Origin of the sequence: Streptantibioticus silvisoli (assembly GCF_027947535.2) — a bacterium.
GTDB lineage: Bacteria > Actinomycetota > Actinomycetes > Streptomycetales > Streptomycetaceae > Streptantibioticus_C > Streptantibioticus_C silvisoli.
On the sequence record NZ_JAAGKO020000037.1, the window covers coordinates 24,436 to 45,416 of the forward strand.

16 protein-coding genes are annotated in these 20,981 nt (G+C 74.2%); 9 read left to right on the forward strand and 7 right to left on the reverse strand.

The genetic code is table 11. From position 1 onward, the window contains the following. Positions 1–75 precede the first annotated feature (75 nt). Both POF43_RS22715 and POF43_RS22720 read left to right on the forward strand, forming a co-directional pair. Positions 76–402: a DUF8820 family protein gene (locus POF43_RS22715; protein ID WP_271316047.1), complete on the forward strand. Its 327-nt coding sequence runs from the start codon at positions 76–78 to the stop codon at positions 400–402. Positions 403–645: 243 nt separating this feature from the next. Then, the gene (locus tag POF43_RS22720; RefSeq protein ID WP_271325217.1) at positions 646–1,920 is read left to right on the forward strand and encodes a DUF6745 domain-containing protein; all 1,275 of its coding nucleotides are present in this window, start codon (positions 646–648) and stop codon (positions 1,918–1,920) included. Between the two features lie 48 nt (positions 1,921–1,968). Here the strand turns inward: POF43_RS22720 and metX are convergent, their stop codons facing one another. The 3 genes from metX to POF43_RS22735 all read right to left on the reverse strand — a co-directional run bounded on the left by metX (position 1,969) and on the right by POF43_RS22735 (position 5,099). Next, entirely contained in the window at positions 1,969–3,117 is a 1,149-nt protein-coding gene (gene metX, locus POF43_RS22725) for a homoserine O-acetyltransferase MetX (RefSeq protein ID WP_282704727.1), read from the reverse strand. Next, entirely contained in the window at positions 3,114–4,478 is a 1,365-nt protein-coding gene (locus POF43_RS22730; protein WP_271325977.1) for a bifunctional o-acetylhomoserine/o-acetylserine sulfhydrylase, read from the reverse strand. Before POF43_RS22730 ends, metX begins: the two co-directional genes overlap by 4 nt. Before the next feature lie 246 nt (positions 4,479–4,724). Then, the gene (locus tag POF43_RS22735; RefSeq protein WP_271325526.1) at positions 4,725–5,099 is read right to left on the reverse strand and encodes a carbonic anhydrase; all 375 of its coding nucleotides are present in this window, start codon (positions 5,097–5,099) and stop codon (positions 4,725–4,727) included. Between the two features lie 553 nt (positions 5,100–5,652). On the opposite strand from POF43_RS22735, the gene POF43_RS22740 reads away from it, so the two are divergent. The 6 genes from POF43_RS22740 (at position 5,653) to POF43_RS22765 (ending at position 15,213) form a co-directional block, all read left to right on the forward strand. Beyond that, complete coding sequence (locus POF43_RS22740) at positions 5,653–7,623, forward strand: APC family permease (RefSeq protein WP_271325527.1); 1,971 nt, start codon at positions 5,653–5,655, stop codon at positions 7,621–7,623. Between the two features lie 228 nt (positions 7,624–7,851). Then, positions 7,852–8,355: a hypothetical protein gene (locus POF43_RS22745; protein WP_271318448.1), complete on the forward strand. Its 504-nt coding sequence runs from the start codon at positions 7,852–7,854 to the stop codon at positions 8,353–8,355. After that, on the forward strand, positions 8,325–9,743 hold the full coding sequence (locus POF43_RS22750) for a hypothetical protein (protein WP_271323517.1): 1,419 nt from the start codon (positions 8,325–8,327) through the stop codon (positions 9,741–9,743). Before POF43_RS22745 ends, POF43_RS22750 begins: the two co-directional genes overlap by 31 nt. After that, positions 9,740–11,221 carry a vWA domain-containing protein gene (locus tag POF43_RS22755; protein WP_271323516.1) on the forward strand — a complete coding sequence of 494 codons (1,482 nt, stop codon included), beginning with the start codon at positions 9,740–9,742 and terminating at the stop codon, positions 11,219–11,221. Before POF43_RS22750 ends, POF43_RS22755 begins: the two co-directional genes overlap by 4 nt. Positions 11,222–11,293: 72 nt before the next feature. Beyond that, positions 11,294–12,406 (forward strand): ATP-binding protein, encoded by a 1,113-nt coding sequence (locus POF43_RS22760; RefSeq protein ID WP_271323515.1) that lies wholly within the window; start codon positions 11,294–11,296, stop codon positions 12,404–12,406. Further along, positions 12,403–15,213: a DUF5682 family protein gene (locus POF43_RS22765; RefSeq protein WP_282704723.1), complete on the forward strand. Its 2,811-nt coding sequence runs from the start codon at positions 12,403–12,405 to the stop codon at positions 15,211–15,213. The genes POF43_RS22760 and POF43_RS22765 overlap by 4 nt, the downstream gene beginning before the upstream one ends. Positions 15,214–15,295: 82 nt before the next feature. Here the strand turns inward: POF43_RS22765 and POF43_RS22770 are convergent, their stop codons facing one another. From POF43_RS22770 to POF43_RS22785, 4 genes are read right to left on the reverse strand one after another with little or no spacing between them, the layout of a single operon-like run. Continuing rightward, positions 15,296–15,967 (reverse strand): response regulator, encoded by a 672-nt coding sequence (locus POF43_RS22770; protein WP_271323513.1) that lies wholly within the window; start codon positions 15,965–15,967, stop codon positions 15,296–15,298. Further along, positions 15,964–17,229: a sensor histidine kinase gene (locus POF43_RS22775; protein WP_271323512.1), complete on the reverse strand. Its 1,266-nt coding sequence runs from the start codon at positions 17,227–17,229 to the stop codon at positions 15,964–15,966. The genes POF43_RS22770 and POF43_RS22775 overlap by 4 nt, the downstream gene beginning before the upstream one ends. A 36-nt stretch (positions 17,230–17,265) precedes the next feature. After that, entirely contained in the window at positions 17,266–18,114 is an 849-nt protein-coding gene (locus tag POF43_RS22780) for an ABC transporter permease (protein ID WP_271315122.1), read from the reverse strand. After that, positions 18,111–19,082, reverse strand: a complete 972-nt coding sequence (locus tag POF43_RS22785; protein WP_271315123.1) for an ABC transporter ATP-binding protein — start codon at positions 19,080–19,082, stop codon at positions 18,111–18,113. The genes POF43_RS22780 and POF43_RS22785 overlap by 4 nt, the downstream gene beginning before the upstream one ends. 312 nt (positions 19,083–19,394) lie before the next feature. Here POF43_RS22785 and POF43_RS22790 point away from each other — a divergent pair, with 312 nt between their 5' ends. Beyond that, on the forward strand, positions 19,395–20,357 hold the full coding sequence (locus POF43_RS22790) for an acyl-ACP desaturase (protein ID WP_271315124.1): 963 nt from the start codon (positions 19,395–19,397) through the stop codon (positions 20,355–20,357). Positions 20,358–20,981 lie beyond the last annotated feature (624 nt).

Genomic DNA, 20,981 nt, shown 5'->3' on the forward strand with positions numbered 1-20,981 from the left:
GTCGGACCCCCGCTCTACCGTCGGTGGTGTCGAAGCAAAAGGGGCCCGGTCCGGGGTCCGGGGAGGGGTGTGTCCATGTACCGGCAAGGAGATCTGCTGATCGTCCCGGTGGCGCCGGAGGCCGTACCGGTGAGCGGGCGGACGCCGCCGGGCGAACCGCGCGACCACCGCGGCCGGCTCGTGCTGGCACTCGGTGAGGCGACCGGCCACACGCACGCGGTCGTCGGCCCCGGCACGCTGGCCCGCGAACCCGGTCCGCTCGCCCCCGCCTGGCTCCACCTCCCCGAGGGCGGCCGCGTCGTCCACGAGGAACACGCCGCGATACCGCTGCCGCGCGGCTGGTACCGCGTGGTCCGCCAGCGCGAGTACGTCCCCGGCAGCGTCCGGCTGGTCGTCGACTGAGGCACCGCCGGAGCCCGGACGGCGCCCCCGGGCGGCGGACGGGAACGGTGAACGCGGCCGGTGAACGCCGCCGATGCCCCGGCCGTTGCCCCGGGCGCTGGACGGCGACGACCCGGCACACCGAACGGCGCCGGCGGCGACGGACGGCGCGGAACGGACAGCGCGGAACGCGCGACGGACGACGCGGGACCCAGGACGCGGGACGCGGCACAGAAGGCGAGGACGCATGACGGAGGAGGGCGCATGTCGGAGGACGCACGGGTGAACGGGACTGTGGACGCGGGGATACGTGACAGCGGGCCGGAGACGGCCGGTGGCCCGGCGCCGGACACCGGGCCGGCGCCGGACAACCGGCCGGCGTGGGACGGTGGCCGGAGCCAGGACGCGCCGCGCGCCGCGGCCGGTGCCGGTGCCGCTGACTGGCGGGCCGTGGCGTGGCGGACCGGTGCGGCGGACCGCGCGGCCGCCGAGGCGGGGATGCGGGAGGCGTACCGGACGGCCGGGCTCGCGGAGCCGGGGGCGGTCGTGTGGTTCGACTCACCGCTGACCGCGACGGCCGCCGTGCTGCTGCTGTCGGGCGCCGCGGACCCCGTTCGCGCGGCGGGTGCACCGGGGGCGGAGGCGGTCCTCGCCGAGGCCGCCGCGGTGCTGGCCGCGCACGGTGTGAGCGGCGCGGGCCCCTCCGTGCGCGAGGCGGTGCGCACCGCGCCGTGGGAGGCGGCCCGGCGTGCCGCGCAGGAGGAGCTGGGACCGCTGGGCTGGGCCGGCCACTGGGGACTCACCGGCCGCGAACTGTGGGAGCCCGTCCAGCGGTTGACCCTGCGGATACGCGACGCGGTCACCGACCGTCTCGCGGGACCCGACGAGCCGGGGGCCCCGTCGGGTGCGGCGCGCACCGCGGTGCGGCTGGCGCTGCTCGACGCCCTGCTCGGGCAGCACGACGCCCCGTGGCTCGCCGCGCTGGCGGACCGTTCCGCCGCGCTCGCCGGGCAGGCCGGCGTCGCCGGTGCGGCCGGCTGGTGGTGGCCGCGCGGTGACTGCGTCCTGGCCTGCGAGCGCCCGGTGGCCCTGCACCGTGACGAGGCGGGCCGTCCGCACCGCGCCGACGGTCCCTGCGTGGAGTTCCCGGACGGTTTCGCGCTGCACGCGTGGCGCGGCATGCCGGTGCCGGCCGGCTTCTCCGAGCGGCTGGCCGCGCTGACCGCCGGTGACGTCCGCGACGAGCCCAACGCGGAACTGCGCCGCGTCATGCTGGAGCACTACGGCTACGACCGCTACCTCGCCGAGACCGGTGCCAGGCCGCTACACCGCGACGAGACCGGTGTCCTGTGGCGGGTGGAGATGGAGCGCGACGAGCCGGTCGTCATGGTCGAGGTGGTCAACTCCACCCCCGAACCCGACGGCACCCACCGCGTCTACTGGCTCCGTGTGCCGCCCCACACCCGTACCGCCAAGGCCGGCGTCGCCTGGACCTTCGGGGTCACCGAGGAGGACTACGCGCCCCAGCGCCAGACGTGACCCCGGCGGGGGCGGTGCCGGCCGGGTCGGGGATGCCGCCCGGCGGGGTCAGCCGGTGAGTTCGCGGACAAGTGCGGCGACCTGGTCGGTCTCGATGAGGAAGCCGTCGTGTCCGTGCGGGGAGCCGATCACCCGCAGCCGGTCGGCGGTGGGGATGCCGGCTGCCAGCTCGGCCTGCTGGGCGAGCGGGTAGAGGCGGTCGGAGTCGACGCCGGCGACCAGGGTGCGGGCGGTGACCCTGCGCAGCGCGGCCGCGGTGCCGCCCCGGGCGCGGCCGGCGTCATGGCTGTTCATGGCCTGCGTCAGCACCACGTAGGTGCCGGCGTCGAAGCGGCGTACCAGCTTGGCGGCGTGATGGTCGAGGTAGGACGCCACCTGGTGGCGCCCGCCGGCCCACGGGTCCTCGGTGCCTTGCGGGGCCCGGCCGAAGCGGGCCTGGAGTTCCGGTTCGCTGCGGTAGGTGACGTGGGCGAGCCGCCGGGCGAGGCCGAGGCCGTTGTGCGGGCCCTGCCCGGGACCGGCGTCGTGGTAGTCGCCGCCGCGCCAGTGCGGGTCGGAGCGGATGGCGTGCACCTGGATGCCGGCCCAGGCGATCTGCTCGGCACCGGCGGCCGCCGGGCAGGCGAGCAGCAGCAGCGCCTCGGCGCGCTCGGGGTGGGACACCGCCCATTCCAGGGCCCGCATGCCGCCCATCGAACCGCCGGCCACCAGCGCCCACCGGTCGATGCCCAGCGAGTCGGCCAGGCCGGCCTCCGCCGCGACCTGGTCGCGTTGCGTCAGGAACGGGAACGAGCTGCCCCAGCGCCGCCCGTCCGGCCGGAGCGAGGACGGGCCGGTGCTGCCCTGGCAGCCGCCCAGCACATTGGGGGCGACGACGAACCAGCGGTCGGTGTCCAGCGCGCGGCCCGGTCCGATCAGCCCGTCCCACCAGCCGGGGGTGGGGTGGCCGGGGCCGGCCGGTCCGGTGACGTGGCTGTCGCCGGTGAGCGCGTGCAGCACGAGCACCGCGTTGGAACGGTCGGGGGCCAGCCGTCCCCAGGTTTCGAACGCCAGGCGCAGCGACGGGAGTTCGCCGCCGGCCTCCAGGGGCAGCGGCCGGTCGCGCACGTACCACTGGCGGCGGCCGGCGGGGTCCCCCTCCCGCCAGGCCCCGGAGGCCGGCGGGAGGGGGACCGGGGGGTGGGGCACGGTGTTCAGAACGCGCCCTTGGCCGCGCGGAAGCCCGCCTCCAGGTCCGCCTTGAGGTCGGCGAGGTTCTCGATGCCGACCGACAGCCGCACCAGGCCCGGCGTGGTGCCGGTGGCCGCCAGTTGCGCCTCGTCCAGCTGGCTGTGGGTGGTGGACGCCGGATGGATGATGAGGCTGCGGACGTCGCCGATGTTGGCGAGGTGGCTGAAGAGTTCGACGGCGTCGACGAAGCGCTTGCCCGCCTCGACGCCGTCGCGCAGTTCGAAGGCCAGGACGGCTCCGGCGCCGCGCGGCAGGTAGCGCTGCCCGGCCTCGTACCACCGGTTGGACGGTAGTCCCGGGTAGTGGACGGCGGCGACCTCGTCGCGCTGCTCCAGCCACTCGGCCAGCGCCTGGGTGTTCGCCGAGTGCCGTTCGATGCGCAGCGACAGCGTCTCCACGCCCTGGAGCAGCAGGAAGGCGGAGTGCGGCGCGATGGCCGGGCCGAGGTCGCGCAGCAGTTGCACCCGCAGCTTGACGGCGTAGGCGCTCGGGCCGAGGGCGGGCCAGTAGCGCAGGCCGTGGTAGCTGGGGTCGGGCTCGGTGAAGTCGGGGAAGCGCTCGGCGTGCGCGCCGAAGTCGAAGGTGCCGCCGTCGACCACGACGCCGCCGATGGTGGTGCCGTGTCCGCCGAGGAACTTCGTGGCCGAGTGGACGACGACGTCGGCGCCGTGCTCGATCGGCCGCAGCAGGTACGGGGTCGGCACGGTGTTGTCCACGATCAGCGGCACACCCGCCGCGTGGGCGACGTCGGCGACCGCGCGGATGTCCAGGACGTTGCCGCGCGGGTTGCCGAGGGTCTCGGCGAACAGCGCCTTGGTGTTGGGCCGCACCGCCGCCCGCCAGGCGTCGGCGTCGTCCGGGTCGTCGACGAACGACACCTCGATGCCGAACCGGGGCAGGGTGTGCCGGAATAGGTTGTAGGTGCCGCCGTACAGGGAGGTGCTGGAGACGACGTGGTCCCCGGCGGAGGCCACCGTCAGGATGGCCAGGGTCTCGGCGGCCTGCCCCGACGACAGCGCCACGGCGGCGACTCCGCCCTCCAGCGCGGCGATCCGCTGCTCGAAGACGTCCTGGGTGGGGTTGTGGATCCGGGTGTAGATGTTGCCCGGTTCGGCCAGCGAGAACAGGTCGGCGGCGTGCTGGGTGTCGCGGAAGACGAACGAGGTGGTCTGGTAGATCGGCACCGCCCGGGCCCCGGTGACCGGGTCCGGCACGGCACCGGCGTGCACCTGCTTGGTCTCGAACGACCACGCGGACGGGTCGGGCCCGGCGGGCGCCTCCTGCGCGGCGTGGTCCGGGGTGGCGGCGGAATCGGCGGGCGGGGTCATGACTCTCCCTGGGTGCGGGGTGCGGGGTGCCCGGTGCTCGGGCGGGTGCTCGGTGCGGGGTGCGGGTGGGACGGGGGGTGCGGCGGGGCCGGTGGCCGGTGCTCCTCCGGCTTCGGTGGGACGACCGGTGGCGACGTCGAGGACGAATCCGCGGACGGCGTCGGTGTTCGGCAGGAAAGGGCCGGCGGTGACGCGGCGGATCGATTGCCGGATGTCCTGTTCGGCGTCGGGAAGCGCCTCCGCCGATTACGAGAGGCGGATTCCGGTCCCGGCCGGAATCCGCTGTGCGACATCGTCGTCGGTGTACGTGGCCATTCCGCAGTCGGTGGGGTCGATCAGCACGATCTCGCGGGTGCCCGGCAGTCGCCGGCTGATGACCGGGGAGCGGATCGTTTCGTTGGTGACCACCCCGCCGGCGTTGCGGATGACCTGCGCCTCCCCCTCGTTGAGGCCGAGGAGGGCGTGGACGTCGATCCGCGCGTCCCCGCACGCCAGGACGGCGCCCCGCCTGGACGGCGACAGCGGAAGCGGCCCGATGATCCGGCGGTGTACGTCCGGTTGTCGGCCGGGTATTCGTCGGTTACGGACATCCGCCCCGCCTTCCGTGGTCGATATCGGCAACGTAACGGCACGAAACTCCGCGGCGGAAGCGATACGCGGACCTGGCCACGCGTTTGCAACGCCCGTGCAACACTCACGGATATGCCTGGCGCCCCGGACCGTTCGGGTGACCACCGCTGTCGCGAAATCGTGCGCATCGCGGAACCGAATTCGGTCGGTGGTTCGCGGCACCGTTCCCCAGCCGTTCCGGCCCGGTGGAAGACGTTCCGGCCTGACGCAAGGCACTCCGGCCTGACGCAAGCCGTTCCGGCCCGGCGGAAGGCGCAACGTCACGGCGCAAGGCGTCACGGCACAGCGTCAAGCGTGACGTCACGGCGGACAGCTCGGCGGATCGGCGCGTGCACCGCGGCGGCGGGCACCACGGCCCGTTCCGCCCGACGGGCGCGCCGGCCCGCGTCCGTGCGGGGGCATTCGGGCCGGGTGGCGGAGCGGCGGACCGGGCGGCGGCCAGCGGGGTGCTTACGGTGACGCCACCGTGCCGCTCGGCGGGGCTCGCGTTCACGGCCGAAGGGTGGCGGCGCTCTTTCCGTTGACGGCCGAAGGGGACCGCGCGATGCCCACCCGCGCCCGCACACATTCCGGCGCCGCAGGTGCGGCCCGGGACCGGATCCGCGGCTGGCTGCTGGAGGGCCTGGCGGAGACGGCCCCGCGGCAGCAGGGGCCGCACGCCGCGCCGGAGGGGCCGCAGCAGGGCCGGCGGTGGTGGCGGGTGATGTGCCTGACCGGCGTGGACTACTTCTCCACCCTGGGCTACCAGCCGGGCATCGCCGCGCTGGCCGCCGGGCTGCTGTCGCCGCTGGCCACGGTGGTCCTGGTGCTGGTGACCCTGGCCGGCGCGCTGCCGGTCTACCGCCGGGTGGCCGAGGAGAGCCCGCACGGGGCGGGGTCGATCGCGATGCTGGAGCGGCTGCTGTCGTTCTGGCAGGGCAAGCTGTTCGTCCTGGTGCTGCTGGGGTTCGCCGCCACCGACTTCCTCATCACCATCACCTTGTCGGCGGCCGACGCCTCGACCCACCTGATCGAGAACCCGAACTTCAACGGGTGGCTGCACGGTGACCAGATGGCGGTGACCCTGGTGCTGGTGGCGCTGCTCGGCGCGGTGTTCCTCAAGGGCTTCCTGGAGGCGGTCGGCGTCGCGGTGGTCCTGGTGGCCGCGTATCTGGCGCTGAACGTCGTGGTGGTCGCCGCCGGCCTGTGGCACGTCCTGCGGGCCGCCTCGGTGGTGGCCGACTGGTCGCACGCGCTGTCCGCCCAGCACGGCGGCGTGCTGCCCATGATCGGGCTGGCGCTGGTGTACTTCCCGAAGCTGGCGCTGGGGCTGTCGGGGTTCGAGACCGGCGTGGCGGTGATGCCGCACGTGGCGGGCGGGCCCGGTGACACCGAGGAGCGGCCGGCCGGACGCGTCGCGGGCACCAAGAAGCTGCTGACCACCTCCGCGGTGATCATGAGCGTCTTCCTGATCCTCACCAGTTTCATCACGACGCTGCTCATCCCGCAGAAGGAGTTCGCGGCCGGCGGCGCCGCCAACGGCCGGGCGCTGGCGTTCCTGGCGCACCACTACCTGGGCTCGGGCTTCGGCACGGTCTACGACCTGTCGACCATCGCCATCCTGTGGTTCGCCGGCGCGTCGGCCATGGCCGGGCTGCTCAACCTGATGCCCCGCTACCTGCCGCGGTACGGCATGGCACCGCGGTGGGCGCGGGCGGTACGCCCGATGGTGCTGGCCTTCATCGCCATCGCCTTCCTGGTGACCTGGCTGTTCGACGCCGACGTCGACTCCCAGGCCGGCGCCTACGCCACCGGGGTGCTCGTGCTCATCTCCTCCGCCGCCGTGGCCGTCACCATCGCCGCCCGCAAGGCCCGGCAGCGCTACCGAACGGTCGCGTTCGCCGTCGTCGCGGTGGTCTTCGTCTACACCACGGCCGCCAACGTCGTGGAACGCCCCGACGGTGTGAGGATCGGCGCCTGCTTCATCGCCGGCATCATCGTGCTGTCGCTGGCCTCACGGCTCGCCCGGTCCTTCGAACTGCGGGTCACCGGGCTCGAACTGGACGCGATGACCGAGCGGTTCGTGCGCGACGCGGCGCACCGCACGATCCGGTTCATCGCCAACGAGCCGGACCGCCGGGACGCCGCCGAGTACCGCGACAAGCTCGCGCAGGTCCGCGAGGACAACGACGTGCCGCCCGAGCAGGACTTCATCTTCGTCGAGGTCTCGGTGCGCGACGCCTCCGACTTCGAGACGCTGCTGCGGGTGCGCGGCGAGGTGGCGCACCACCGCTACCGCGTCCTGACGGTGACCGGCTCCGTCGTCCCCAACGCGCTCGCCGCGTTCCTGCTGCACGTCCGCGACACCACCGGCCGCCGCCCGCACATCTACTTCGAGTGGACGGAGGGCAACCCCTTCAGCCACTTCCTGCGGTTCTTCCTGTTCGGCCAGGGCGAGGTCGCCCCCGTCACCCGCGAGGTGCTCCGCGAGGCCGAACCCGACCGCGCCCGCCGCCCCCACGTGCACGTCGGCTAGGACGGCCGCCCCGCTCCCCCGCGTGCACGTCGGCCAGGACCCGCCCACCGCTCCCCCGCGGGCCCCGACGCACCCGCCCCGACGCACCCGCCCCGGCGCCGCGGACCCGGCCGCCCGTGACGGTGCCGTACCTCCGCGACCGGCGATTGTCCGAGGTCACCAGTAAGTTCAGCGGTGTTCCGCCGTGACGGCGTGAGAAGTCCCCCCGGGTGCATTGGAGATGCTGCGTTGTCGGATTGGGAGAGGTCGAGCACGGCACGGGTGATACCGCCCGCACGGCCGCGCAAGCTGGCCAAGGTGCCGTTCGTCGAACTGGCCGACGGACGCCTCCAGGGCGTGGTGTCCAGCGGCTCGGACATCGAACGGGTCTACGTCTCGTCGATCGCGGCGGGCAGTTGGACGTTCGCGTGCAGTACCAACAACAACCGGCCCTGCGGCGGCGCCCGGGGAGGGTTCTGCAACCACATCCGGGCCCTGGTCAACGAGGCGGTGCTCCAGTACGGCGCCGAGCGCGTCGCCCGTTACCTCAGGGTGGAGACCGCCGACGGGGAGCCGGACGCGCAGGGCGTCACCGACGCGATGAGCGCCGCGCGGCCGCCGCAGGGCGACACCGCGGCCGCCGCCCCCGTCTTCAGCCGCTTCCTGCGCCACCTGGCCTACCTGGAACTGGCGCCGACCACCGCGCCGCTGCCGGAGATGCAGTGGTTCCCGCCGACCAGGGCGGTGGCGTGATGCGCGCCGACCTGCTCGCCGAACCGACGGCCGGACTGGACGAGGCCCTGGCCGCCGTCGACGCCTTCGACCGGGCCCTCACCGGCGGCCTGCTGCGCCCGCAGCCCGCGCAGGCCGCCGGCCTGGCGGAGCTGGCCGGCGCCGTCGCGGGGACGCCGCTGGCCGCCAGGGTCGCCGAGGCGGCCGACCGGGCGGCGGCCGGCGCCGCGGGCGAGGACCACCTCGTCGCCCTCGCCGCCGCCCGCACCGCGCTGCTGGGCTCCGTGCACGACGCCCTGATGACCCGGGTCGTGGAGGCCACCGGCCGGCCGCACGACGAGGAGCCCGCCCCCGCGCCCGGCGAGCAGCCGGCCGTGAACCTGCTGGCCGCCGCCCGCTCGTGGCTGTGCGACCTGGCGCGTTGCGGCTGGCGGGGCATCGACCACGAGGTGGTCTCCGGGGCGGCGCAGGTCGTCTCCGCGATGCTGCCCGACCCCGCCCTGCGCCGGCTGGCGACGCTCCTGGACGGCTTCGCCGCCGAACTCGCCGCCTGCTGCCCCGGCGCCACCCTGGACCGCGTCCCGGAGCGCCGCTGGGCCGACCTGTGGTCCCGCGCGACGCTGCTGACGGTGCCCGGCGCGGCCGGGACACCGGTGACCTCCACGGTCACCGGCCGGCTGCTGCCGCTCGGCGTAGACGTGCAGGAACACGCGACGGCCGTGCAGGCCCAGGTCCACGCGGTGTTCGAGCCCGCGGACGGCGGCACGCCCCGCCTGGTGCGGGCCGGGGTGTCGGTGCCCAAGCCCGACACGGTCGTCGGCGCCGGCCTGTGGCAGCTGCTGCGCCCGCACCTGTCGCTGCTGGCGGCCGTCAGCGAAGGCCGCTCGATGGACCTGGCCGACATGCCGGTCACCGCCGAGGGCGACCTGGTCTGGGCCGACGGACACGCCCGGCCGGGTGAGCCCGCCGACGCCTTCGCCACCGCCCGCGTCGCCCTGCCGACCGCCACCGGCACGGCGACCGCGGCGCTGGACCGGCACCCGGCGCGCATCGCCGTACCGGTGTTCCTGGAGGGCTACACCGCCGGGCAGGACGACGGCACGCTGACGTTCACCGTCGCCGGACACGCCCTCGCCGTCGACACCGACCGCGTGCCGGCCGCCGGCCCGCTCACCCCGGAGGCCGTCGCGGCCTCCGGCGCGTGCATCGGGCTGCTGCGCTGGGACAACGGGGCGTACCGCGTCCAGCCGCTGGCCGTCGAGACGACGGTGCGGAAGAAGGCGGTCGCGATCCACGCCGGCGGCTGGGCCGGCGGCACCACCGACAAGGCCGGGGTGAAGGCCGAGAAGGCCGCCACCGACGCCGTGGCCGTGCTGCGGGAGCGGGCCGGGAAGCTGTTGCGGAAATGACCGAGCACACCGACCGGCCGGCGGCCGGAAACCCCACCGCCCCCGACCCCGCGCCCGACCCCTTCGAGACCCGCCGTCAGGTGCAGTACTGGCGGCTGCTCGCCCGGCTGTTCGACCACGAGGAGCAGCCCACCCTGGAGTCGGCGAGCCTCGCCGTCGTCGAGGACATCGGGCTGCCGTCCGCGCTGCTGGACCCGCAGACCTCCGTCGACTCCATCGTGCAGCGGCACCCGGAGCTGGCCGCCGAACTCGACGGCCTGATGGTCCCCGCCCCCGCCCCCGAAGACGCCGCTGACGCCGCTGACACCGAAGACACCGCCGAAGGCACCGACACCGACAGCACGCGCGACCGGGCCGCCGAGGTCCGCCGTGCGGCCCTGGTGTCGAAGGTGCTGCTCAACGTCTTCGCCTCCGGCACCGGCACGGTCACCGCCGGACAGCTGGCGCGCTGGCAGTCCGACGCGGGCTGGCTGGAGCGGGCGCTCGGCTGCGAACCCGGCGGCCTGCGCGGCGGCCGGGCCGGCGCGGCGGGAACGGGTACCGGGGCGGCCGGCCGCGGCCCGGCGCCCGGCCCGGACCGGCTGATCCCGGCGATCGGCCCCGAACTCGGCGCGATCGAGGCCGGCCTGGTCCGGCGGATGCAGCTGCGCGAGGTGCTGGCCGACCCCCGGCTCGCCGCCCGGCTGACCCCCAGCATGTCGCTGATCGAGCAGTTGCTGCGGGACAAGAACAACCTCTCCGGTGTGGCGCTGGCCAACGCCAAGGACCTGATCCGGCGGTTCGTCGACGAGGTCGCCGCCGTGCTGCGCACCCAGGTGGAGAAGGCCACGGTCGGCGCCCTGGACCGCTCCGTCCCGCCCAAGCGGGTCTTCCGCAACCTCGACCTGGACCGCACGATCTGGAAGAACCTCACCAACTGGAGCCCGCAGGAGGAGCGGCTGTACGTCGACCGCCTCTACTACCGGCACACCGCCCGCAAGACGATGCCCCAGCGGCTGATCGTCGTCGTGGACCAGTCCGGTTCCATGGTCGACTCGATGGTCAACTGCACCATCCTGGCGTCGATCTTCGCCGGGCTGCCGAAGGTGGACGTCCACCTGATCGCGTACGACACGCAGGCGCTCGACCTCACGCCGTGGGTGCACGACCCGTTCGAGACCCTGCTGCGCACCCAGTTGGGCGGCGGCACCGACGGCACGGTCGCCATGGCGCTGGCCCAGCCGAAGATCGCCGAGCCGCGCAACACCGTGGTGGTGTGGATCTCCGACTTCTACGAATGGCGCACCGAGGAGCTGTTCGCGAGCATGACCGCCATACACCGCTCCGGAGCGAAGTTCATCCCGGTCGGCTCGGTGACCAGCGCCGGCCGCGGCAGCGTCAACCCGTGGTTCCGCGAACGCTTCAAGGACCTCGGCACGCCGGTGCTGTCCGGCCACATCCGCAAGCTCGTGCAGGAACTCAAGACGTTCCTCGCCTAGCCGTTCCTCGCCCGGGACCTGCCCGGAGGCGTTCCCCACCGCACGACGTTCCCCGTTCAGAAAGGCCCTGTTGTGTCCGACCTGTTGCGCGCTCCCGCCGAGATCAAGTACGCCGAGGAACTGGACTGGCTGGAGTCCGTCGACGACAACCCCAAGCCCTTCTCCTGGCGGCTGTCGCCGAAGATGGTCCGCCTGTTCGTCCTGGGCTCCGAGCGGTCCGACGGGCTGGAGCGGGAGATATCGCAGAAGTGGTACGGCGACCGCAGCTTCGTCGAGCGGTCCATCGTCACGCTCGCCTCCGACCGCGGCCTGCTGCTCATCGGTGACCCCGGCACCGGCAAGAGCTGGCTGGCCGAACTGCTGTCCGCCGCGATCTGCCGCAACTCCACGCTGGTCGTGCAGGGCACCGCCGGCACCACCGAGGACCACATCAAGTACTCCTGGAACGTGTCCATGGTCATCGCCAAGGGCCAGTCGCGGGAGTCGATGATCCCCTCGCCGATCATGACCGCGATGGAGACCGGCGCCATCGGCCGTTTCGAGGAACTCACCCGCTCCACCAGCGACGTGCAGGACGCGCTGATCTCGATCCTGTCCGAGAAGTACGTCTCGGTGCCGGAGCTGGACAGCGACGGCATCGTCTTCGCCAAGCCCGGCTTCTCGATCATCGCCACCGCCAACAGCCGCGACCGGGGCGTCAACGACCTGTCCTCCGCGCTCAAGCGCCGCTTCAACTTCGTGCGCATCCCGGTGGTGACGAACAAGAAGAGCGAGGCGCAGATCGTCCGCTTCCGCACCGAGGAGCTGCTGCGCCGCCACCGGATCGAGCTGGACGTGCCGCCGACGCTGCTGGAGGTGCTGCTCCAGAGCTTCGCCGACCTGCGCGCCTCGGCCGCCGCGGCCGGCAGCGACGACGAGAAGCTGGAGTCCGCGCTGTCGACCGCCGAACAGATCGGCGTGCTGGAGGACGCGATCCTGCACGGCGACTTCTTCGGCGACCGCACCCTGACCGCCCGCACGCTGGCCGCCTCGCTCGTCGGATCGCTGGCCCGGCGCGAGCCGGAGGACCTGGCCATCCTCAACAAGTACCTGCACGGCGTGGTCGAGCCGCGCAGCAAGGAGGAGGGCGGGTCCTGGCCGGAGTTCCTGGAGGGCGGCCGCGACGCGATCGCCACCCTGTCATGAGCGGCACCCACGAGGGGACCTTCGAGGGGCTGCGCGGGCAGTTGCACCAGGCCGCCGCGACGTTCGCCGACGGGCCCGACGCGCTGGAGGGCATCCTGCTCGGCATCGTCGACGACGTCGACCGCGCGGTGCGCGAGCCGTTGGAGATCTTCCCCGTCTGCCACCACTCCCCCGCCTCGGCGATCGCGATGGCGCGCCGCCTGCGGGACAAGCAGCCGAAGGTCGTGTACCTGGAGCTGTGCGAGGACATGGCGCCGCTGCTGACCGAACTGCGCAACTGCACGCTGCCGGTGGCGGTGCAGGCGTTCGCGACCGACGTCGACGGCTTCCCGGCCGAGTGGTCCCCGCTGTCGGTGGTCGCCCCGATCACCGAGGCGTCGGCGGAGTACCAGGCGATCGCCTACGCGCTGGACACCCCCGGCGTCGAACTCGTCCTGGTCGACCGCTCCTCCGACCACGTCTTCCAGTGGGACGCGCGCGCGGAGCGGGACGCCGATCCGGGCGCCGGGGCGGCGGTGCCGGACGTGCCGGTGGCCGAGGAGGCCGCGCTGCACGGTGACGCGGTCGGCGTGGAGATCGGCGACCTGCGGCCGCGCTTCGCCGAACTGGAGGAGCACCTGCTGCGGCACGGCCGGGTGCGGCACTGGTCGGAGTGGTGGCACCAGTACGTCGAACTGCCGCTCGGCGACAGCGACCACGACACCTACCGCCAGGTCATGCTGCTGATCGGCAGCCTGCTGCGGCGCCTGTCGCCCGGCGATCCGCACCGGGTGCGGGTCGACGAGGACCGCGAGCGGTTCATGTGGACCAGGATGCGCGAGCACCTGACGGCGACCGGCACCGATCCGGCGGACTGCCTCTACGTCTGCGGCGCCTTCCACGCGGCCAGCCGGGTCGCGGAGTTCGGCGTCCACGGCACCGACACCTTCACCATCTCCCCGCGCAGCGCCACCACCTGGCAGCACGGCCTGATCCCGTCCAGCCACGCGGCGATCGAGGCGCAGTTCGGCCTGGCCGCCGGCTCGGTGTCGATCGCCGCGACGGTCTGGGCGAAGAACCTCCGGCGCACCCGGGTCGAGCCGTACCGGCTGCTGGGCCAGGCGGGCGGCAAACGGCCGAAGGCCCGCCAGGCGACGGCCGCGCCACCTCCCGCACCGCAGCCGGCACCGTCCGACAAGCTGACCGGCTTCCTGGGGCGGCCGCCCGTCCTGGACCGGCTGGACGAGGCCGAACTGCTGGGCTGGTCGGTGGAGGTGGTGCGCGCCGCACGCCGCAACGGCTACCTGGCCTCCACCGCCGACGCCATCGCGGTGTTCGAGACGTCGATCCTGCTGGCCGGGATGCGCGACCGGGCCCGGCCCACGCCGTACGACTTCCAGGACGCGGCCGTCACCTGCCTGGAGAAGGACACCGTGCCCGGCCGGCGCGACGTGCGCCGGATCGTGGAGATCATGATGGGCGGCGACCGGATCGGCCAGGTCGGCTACGACGCGCTGCCGCCGCTGGCCCGCGACGTGCACGACCGGCTCGCGCCGCTGAACCTGAAGCTCCAGCAGCGCGGTGTGCAGCGGGCGCTGCTCGACATCGCCGCCCGGCCGGAGCTGGGGCGCTGCTCCGACGTGCTGTGGATGCTGCGCCGCCTGATGCCGCAGGGCGCCGCGCGGCCGATCATGGGTGAGCGGAGCCTGGGCGAACGGTCGATCCAGGAGTCGTGGGACCTGGCGCTGGGCACCCACCAGCGCGCGCTGATCGAGCTGGGCTACGAGGGCGTCAGCATCGAGCAGGTCCTCGAACAGCGCCTGCGCCGCACCGCGTACGCCCCGCAGGCCACCACGGCGACGGTCCTGGAAGCCGTCGAGGACGCGACGCTGTACCTGCGCGGCCGCCGCCTGCCCGACGAGCTGGGCACCCGCGCGCTGGAGGTGCTGTCGGCCGAACGCGGCGTGGACGGCGCCCCGGAGGTGCTGCGCCGGGTGCGGCGGCTGCTGGCGTACTACCGCACCGCGGAACCGGTGCTGCCGTCGTGGATCGAGTCCTTCGTCAAGGCCGGCTACGCGCACTACTGCACGCTGCTGCCGACCGCGTTCACCGACGACGACGCCACGGTCCGGCAGGTGGCGGCGATGCTGGGGTTCCTGTTCAGCATGGAGGGCCTGGCGCTGTCGCTGGGCTGCGACCGCACCCAGCTGGAGCTGGCGGTCGCCCAGTCGCACCCCGGCGAACCGTCGAAGACGGCCCTGCTGTGGGCGGCGCGCACGCAGCTGGGGCAGCTGTCCCGCGCGGACCTTCGGGCCCGGTGCGACGAGCTGCTCGCCAACCCCTTGGTGGTGCCGGCCTACCCGCGCTACCTCAGCGGCTTCGTCCACGCCCTGGAACCGGTCCCGGGCCTGACCGACTTCGTCGTCGAGGCGGTGTCGAACGCCTTCGGGCGGCTGCCGGACCCGGTGCTGCTGCCGTGGCTGCCGACCCTCATCACCACGTTGCGCTCCGGCGGCGCCGAGCTGGCCCCGCTGCTGATCCGGGAGGCCGGGCGGATCTTCCCCGGCCGGCTCGCGGCGGTCGACGCGTGGGTGCCGCCGTGGCGGGCGGCGCAGGCGGCGCCGGCGGTGCGGCCGGCGCCGGGCGCGGACGGCGGCCGCGGTGGGGTGCTGCTCGCCGCCCACCGTGCGACGTGCGACGCGGTGGCGGCCCTGCTGGGCTGCGACGGGACGTGGCAGGCGGCGGACGCCGCACCGTCGGGCGTGGCGCTGGCCGGTCGGCACCCGGACACGGCGGTGGCGTTGGAGGCGCTGTTGGGCGGCCCCTGACGGCGGCGGGGAGCGGCGGGCGGGCGGCGCCGGCCCGGTCCCGGACGCGGCCGGGCGGTGGGGCGCGGTCGCGGGCGTGCCGTCAGCCGGGCCGGGTCAGGCCGAGGTCGTAGGCGAGGATCACGGCCTGTACGCGGTCGCGGGCGCCGACCTTGGACAGCACCCGGCCGACGTGCGTCTTGACGGTGGATTCCGACAGCACGAGGCGTTCGGCGATCTCCCCGTTGGTCCAGCCCCTGCCGATGGCGACCAGGATCTGGTGCTCGCGCTCGGTCAGCGTCCGGGTGCGCGGGTCGTCGGCGGGCGTGCCGGTGCGCGGGCCGTTCGGCGGCAGCCGGTGGGCGTAGACGTCCAGCAGGCGGCGGGTCACCCCGGGGGCGATGACCGCGTCGCCGGAGGCCACCGCCCGGATGCCGGCCAGCAGCTCCTCGGGCAGCGCGTCCTTCAGCAGGAAGCCGGAGGCCCCGGCGCGCAGCGCGGCGTGCGCGTACTCGTCCAGGTCGAAGGTCGTCAGGATCAGCACCCGCGAGCGGCCCCCGGTGGCGACGATGCGGCGGGTGGCCTCGATGCCGTCCATGCCGGGCATCCGCACGTCCATGAGCACCACGTCCGGCCGCAGTTCCGCGACCAGGCGCACGGCCTCGGCGCCGTGGCCGGCCTCACCGACGACCGCGGTGCCGGGACCGCTTTCCAGCAGCATGCGGAAGCCCAGCCGCTGGAGCGGCTGGTCGTCCACGATCAGCACGGTCGTCACGACGGGCCTCCGGTGTCCGGCAGCGGTACGGGGTCGAGTACGGCGTCGACGGTCCACCCGCCCCCGGGACGCGGCCCGGCGGTCACCGTACCGCCGTACAGGGCGGCGCGTTCGCGCATCCCGGCCAGGCCGTGCCCCTCGCCCACCGGGCCGGGCGGGCGCGGGGTCGCGGGGCCGGTGTCCTCGACGCGGACCCGGGCGTGCGTCCGGTCGACGGTCAGGGTCAGCCGGGCCCGGGTGTGGGGTCCGGCGTGCTTGAGGGTGTTGGTCAGCGACTCCTGGGCGATGCGGTAGAGCGTGAGCTGCACCCCGCGGTCCAGTGTGCCCGGGTCGCCCGCGGTGCTGAACCGGACCTCGGGCCCGGCGGCCCGCACCCCCTCGCACAGCGCGTCGAGGTCGGCGATGCCGGGCTGCGGTCTCAGCCGCGGTCCCTCGCCGGGGTCGTCGCCGTCCGGCCGGGTCTTCAGCACGCCCAGCATCCGGCGCAGTTCGTCGAGGGCCTGGCGGCCGGTGGCGGCGATGTGCTCCAAGGCCTGGCGGCTGCGCTCCGGCGCGGTCCGGCCGGCGTAGGAGCCGCCGTCGGCCAGTCCGATGATCACCGAGAGGTTGTGGCCGATGATGTCGTGCATCTCCCGTGCCACCCGGGCCCGTTCGGCCGCCGCCGCCAGCTGGACGCGCTGGTCGCGCTCGACCTCCAGCCGGGCGGCGTGCTCGCGCAGCGCCTCCAGGTGGGCGAGCCCGATCCGTACGGCCAGGCCCAGGGCCGCGGCGGCGGTGGCCGCGCTGTAGAGGAAGAACACCACGACCACCCAGGAGACCGGGGTCGGTACGCGCAGCGCGGGCAGCAGCAGCATCGCGGCCACCGCACCGTAGGCCCAGGGCAGGTACCGGGGCTTGCCGTGCCGGGCGACGCTGTACAGCGCGAGGAACAGCGCGACGTCGAGGTGCAGCCACACGTTCACCGACCACTGCACGACGAACACCGCGCCCACCACCGCGAGCACGGTGGCGGGCGCGCGGCGCCGGATCAGCAGCGGCAGGGCCAGGGCCAGTTGCAGGACGGCGATCTCGGGCAGCGGGGCCTGCCGGTCGCGGATGTCGTGCAGCAGGTCGGGCACCGCGCACAGCAGGAGCAGGACCGCGACCAGCGCGATGTCGAGCACCCACGGCCGGTCGCGGTCGGCCCGCCTGACGCGTTGGGCCGCACCGGCCAGCCGGGCGATCTGCGAGTGCCCCCACAGCGGATCCGGTGCGGTGCCCACGTGCTACCCCTGTCTGCCTGCCTCGGTGCCAGTCTCTCAGGCGTCCGTGTTGCGCAGCCGGTAGGCGGCCCCGGCCAGGGCCAGCACGGTCCAGCCGGCGAAGACGGCCAGGCCGGCACCGGGGCTGAGGGTCTGCGCGGCGTGGTGGACGGTGTACATCGACCCGCCCGCGTTGCTGGGCAGGTACCGGTTGATGTCGTTCTGCCAGGAGGTGGGCAGCAGCTCGGCCAGTCCGGGGACCAGCATGAGCGTGGCGACCAGCACCGAGATGCCGCCGGCCACCGAGCGCAGCAGGGCGCCCAGCGCGACGCCGATCACGCCGACCAGCGCCAGGTAGAGCCCGCCGCCCAGCAGGCTGCGCGCCACGCCGGCGCCGGACAGCGAGATCGCGGCCGGGGTGCCGGCGACGATGCCGTGGCCGAACAGGAAGGCGGCGAAGACGCCCACCGTGGCGACGACGAACGCGATCAGGCCGTAGACCGCGGTCTTGGCCCACAGCACCGGCAGCCGGGTGGGGACCGCGACCAGGGTCGAGCGGATCATGCCGGTGGAGTACTCCCCGGCGGTGACCAGCACGCCCAGCACCCCGAGGGCCAGCTGGCCGAAGTTGGTGCCGAACAGCGCCAGGTCGGCGGCGGTCGCGGTGACCATGTCGGGGTCCATGCGGTGGCCGGAGTGCAGGGCCGACTTGTAGTGCCACAGGCTGATCAGGCCGAAGGCCACCACGAACAGCAGGGCCAGGCCCAGCGTGATCCAGGTGGAGCGCAGCGACCAGAGCTTGGCCCACTCCGAGCGCAGCACGCGCGCGGCGGTGACCTTGTGCACCGGACGGGGTTCGTTCGCCGCGCTCTCGGCCGGCGCCTGCACTGCGGTGACGGTGCTCATGCCGCGCTCCCGGTCTTCTCGGCGGTGCCGTGGTCCTCCACGGCCGTGCGGTCGTCGGCCGCGGTGCTGCCGTGGTACTCGACGGCGTCCCGGGTCAGCTCCATGAACGCCTGCTCCAGCGACACGCTGCGCGGGGTCAGTTCGTAGACGGCGATGCCGGCCGCGGCGGCCTTGGTGCCGATCGCCCGCGCGGACAGCCCGGTGACCTCAAGGGTCTCCGAACCGGCGCGCCCGCTGATCTCCACGCCCGCCCCGGACAGCAGCTCGCGCAGCTTCGCCGGGTCGGCGCTGACCACCTTCACGGTGTCGCCGCCGGCCTGCCGGACCAGGTCGTCGACGGTGGTGTCGGCCAGCAGCCGGCCGCGCCCGACGACGATGAGGTGGTCGGCGACCAGCGCCATCTCGCTCATCAGGTGCGACGAGACGAAGACGGTACGGCCCTCGTCGGCCAGGGCGGTGAGCAGGTTGCGGATCCACAGCACGCCCTCGGGGTCGAGCCCGTTGACCGGCTCGTCGAGCATGATGGTCGCCGGGTCGCCCAGCAGCGCCGCGGCGATGCCCAGCCGCTGGCCCATGCCCAGCGAGAACGCGCCGGCCCGCTTGCGCGCCACGCTCTGCAGGCCGGTCATCGCGATGACCTCCTCGACCCGGCGGCGCGGGATGCCGTGGGTGTAGGCCTGCGCCATCAGGTGGTTGAAGGCCGACCGGCCCGGGTGGATCGCCTTGGCCTCCAGCAGCGCGCCGACCTCCTGCAGCGGGGCGCTGTGCCCGGCGTAGCGGCGGCCGTTGACGGTCACCGAACCGCCGGTCGGCGCGTCCAGGCCGACGATCATCCGCATGGTGGTCGACTTGCCGGCGCCGTTCGGTCCCAGGAACCCGGTCACGGTGCCCGGCCGGACGGTGAAGTCCAGCCGGTCCACCGCCGTCTTCTCCCCGTACCGCTTCGTCAGCTGATGTGCCTCGATCATCGGTTCTTCCCTCGGCCGGAGCGGCCCGGCGCACCCGGGCCGTGTCACGTCCTACGCTAGGACGCCGAGCGGGGACACCCGTGATACCCAGGGGTGATCACCGGCAAACCCGTGGTACCCCGGTACCACGGCCCGGTCACCGGCGGCCTCGCAGCCGTCGCCGGCGGCGGCGCGGCAGCCCGCGGGCCGCCGGGCGGGGGTAACGCACGCCACACCGGCGCACCGCCTGGCGGCGCGCGGAACCCGCCCGGTAGGTTACGGTTCCGTAACCTACGTTGCCGTAGGTCCGCGCCACTCGAGTCAGGAGCTTTCGTGACCACTGCCCTTTCCCGCCCCCGGGCCGCCCGGCCATGGACGGACGTCCAACTGCTGCACGCGCTGGACGAGGTGGTGGAGGTCGAGCTCAACCGGCATCTGAAGGCGGCGAAGGAGTGGATGCCGCACGAGTACGTGCCGTGGAGCGCCGCCCGGGACTTCGACGGCGTGATGGGCGGGCAGGCGTGGAGCCCGGAGCAGTCCCAGGTCTCGGACGTGTCGCGAATAGCGCTGGTGGTCAATCTGCTGACCGAGGACAACCTGCCCAGCTACCACCACGAGATCGCGACGGTCTTCGGCCGGGACGGCGCCTGGGGCACCTGGGTGCACCGCTGGACCGCCGAGGAGGGCCGGCACGCCATCGCGATGCGCGACTACCTCCTCGCCACCCGGGCGGTCGACCCCGTGGAGCTGGAACGGTTCCGGATGACGCACATGTCGGAGGGGTTCGAGGCGGACAACAGCCACAGCGCGCTGCACTCGATCGCCTACGTCGCCTTCCAGGAACTCGCCACCCGCGTCTCGCACCGCAACACCGGCCATCACTCCGGCGATCCGGCCTGCGACCGGATGCTGGCCCGGATTGCCACCGACGAGAACCTGCACATGGTCTTCTACCGCAACCTGCTGGCCGCCGCCCTGTCGATCGCCCCCGACCAGGCGATGCGCGCGGTCGCGGACGTGGTCACCGGCTTCCGCATGCCCGGCCACGGCATCCCGGGCTTCGAGCGGTCCGCGGCGCGGATGGCCATCGGCGGCATCTACAACCTCAGGATCCACCACGACGACGTGCTCCAGCCGGTGCTGCGCCACCTGCGGATACTGGAGGTCTCCGGACTGACCGGCGACGGCCTGCGGGCGCAGGAGGAGATCGGGCTGTTCATGAACGGGCTGAGCGACCAGGCGGTCAAGTTCGAGGAGCGCCGGGAGGCCATGCTGGCCCGCCGCCGCAAGGACTGAGCACCGCACCGAACACGGCGTCGGGCAGGGCATCGGCAAGAGCTCCGGGCACGGCGTCGGGCGGGACCTCGGTCAGAGCCCCGGGCAACGCGTCGGGCACGGCGTCCGCCGCCGCGGGGTCGCCGGCGGTCGCTCCGGCCCGCCGGACCTGACGCCGCGGGGTACGGCGGGGCGGCTCGGGGTGCGGCCGGACGCCCCGGAGTGCGGCCGGACGGCTCGGGGTGCGGCCGGACGGCTCGGGGCGGGTGGCCTGTCCGTTCGCCTGCCCGTCAGCCCCACCGGACAGGGGTCCCCGCGCCCCTCCGCGTCCCGGCCACCCCGCCCCCCGGTGCGGTGCGGGAGGACCGGCCGGGGCGGTCGCAGGCGCTCTCCGGCGTCATCGGCAGGCGTCCTCGACTCGCCGCGGTCGCACATGCCAGGGGGCCCTGGCGCCGATCGGCACCAGGGCCCCGGAGGGACGACATCATCCGCCGGCCCAACTACGCCGGCTCTTCGTTTCCGCACGGCCGCCCGGGGGTTGGCGGGTTGTGCGGGGATCGCGGATGCGTGACCGGGGACCACCTTCCGTTCCGGGGTCTGCGGTACCCGGGCGGAGCTGTGTCCTCACCCGGGCGATCCTGATGA

Coding starts and splice junctions, on each gene's coding strand:
- POF43_RS22715 (WP_271316047.1), top strand. CDS start 76: ATGTACCGGCAAGGAGATCTGCTGATCGTCCCGGTGGCGCCGGAGGCC.
- POF43_RS22720 (WP_271325217.1), top strand. CDS start 646: ATGTCGGAGGACGCACGGGTGAACGGGACTGTGGACGCGGGGATACGT.
- POF43_RS22730 (WP_271325977.1), bottom strand. CDS start 4,478: ATGACCCCGCCCGCCGATTCCGCCGCCACCCCGGACCACGCCGCGCAG.
- POF43_RS22740 (WP_271325527.1), top strand. CDS start 5,653: ATGCCCACCCGCGCCCGCACACATTCCGGCGCCGCAGGTGCGGCCCGG.
- POF43_RS22755 (WP_271323516.1), top strand. CDS start 9,740: ATGACCGAGCACACCGACCGGCCGGCGGCCGGAAACCCCACCGCCCCC.
- POF43_RS22765 (WP_282704723.1), top strand. CDS start 12,403: ATGAGCGGCACCCACGAGGGGACCTTCGAGGGGCTGCGCGGGCAGTTG.
- POF43_RS22780 (WP_271315122.1), bottom strand. CDS start 18,114: ATGAGCACCGTCACCGCAGTGCAGGCGCCGGCCGAGAGCGCGGCGAAC.
- POF43_RS22785 (WP_271315123.1), bottom strand. CDS start 19,082: ATGATCGAGGCACATCAGCTGACGAAGCGGTACGGGGAGAAGACGGCG.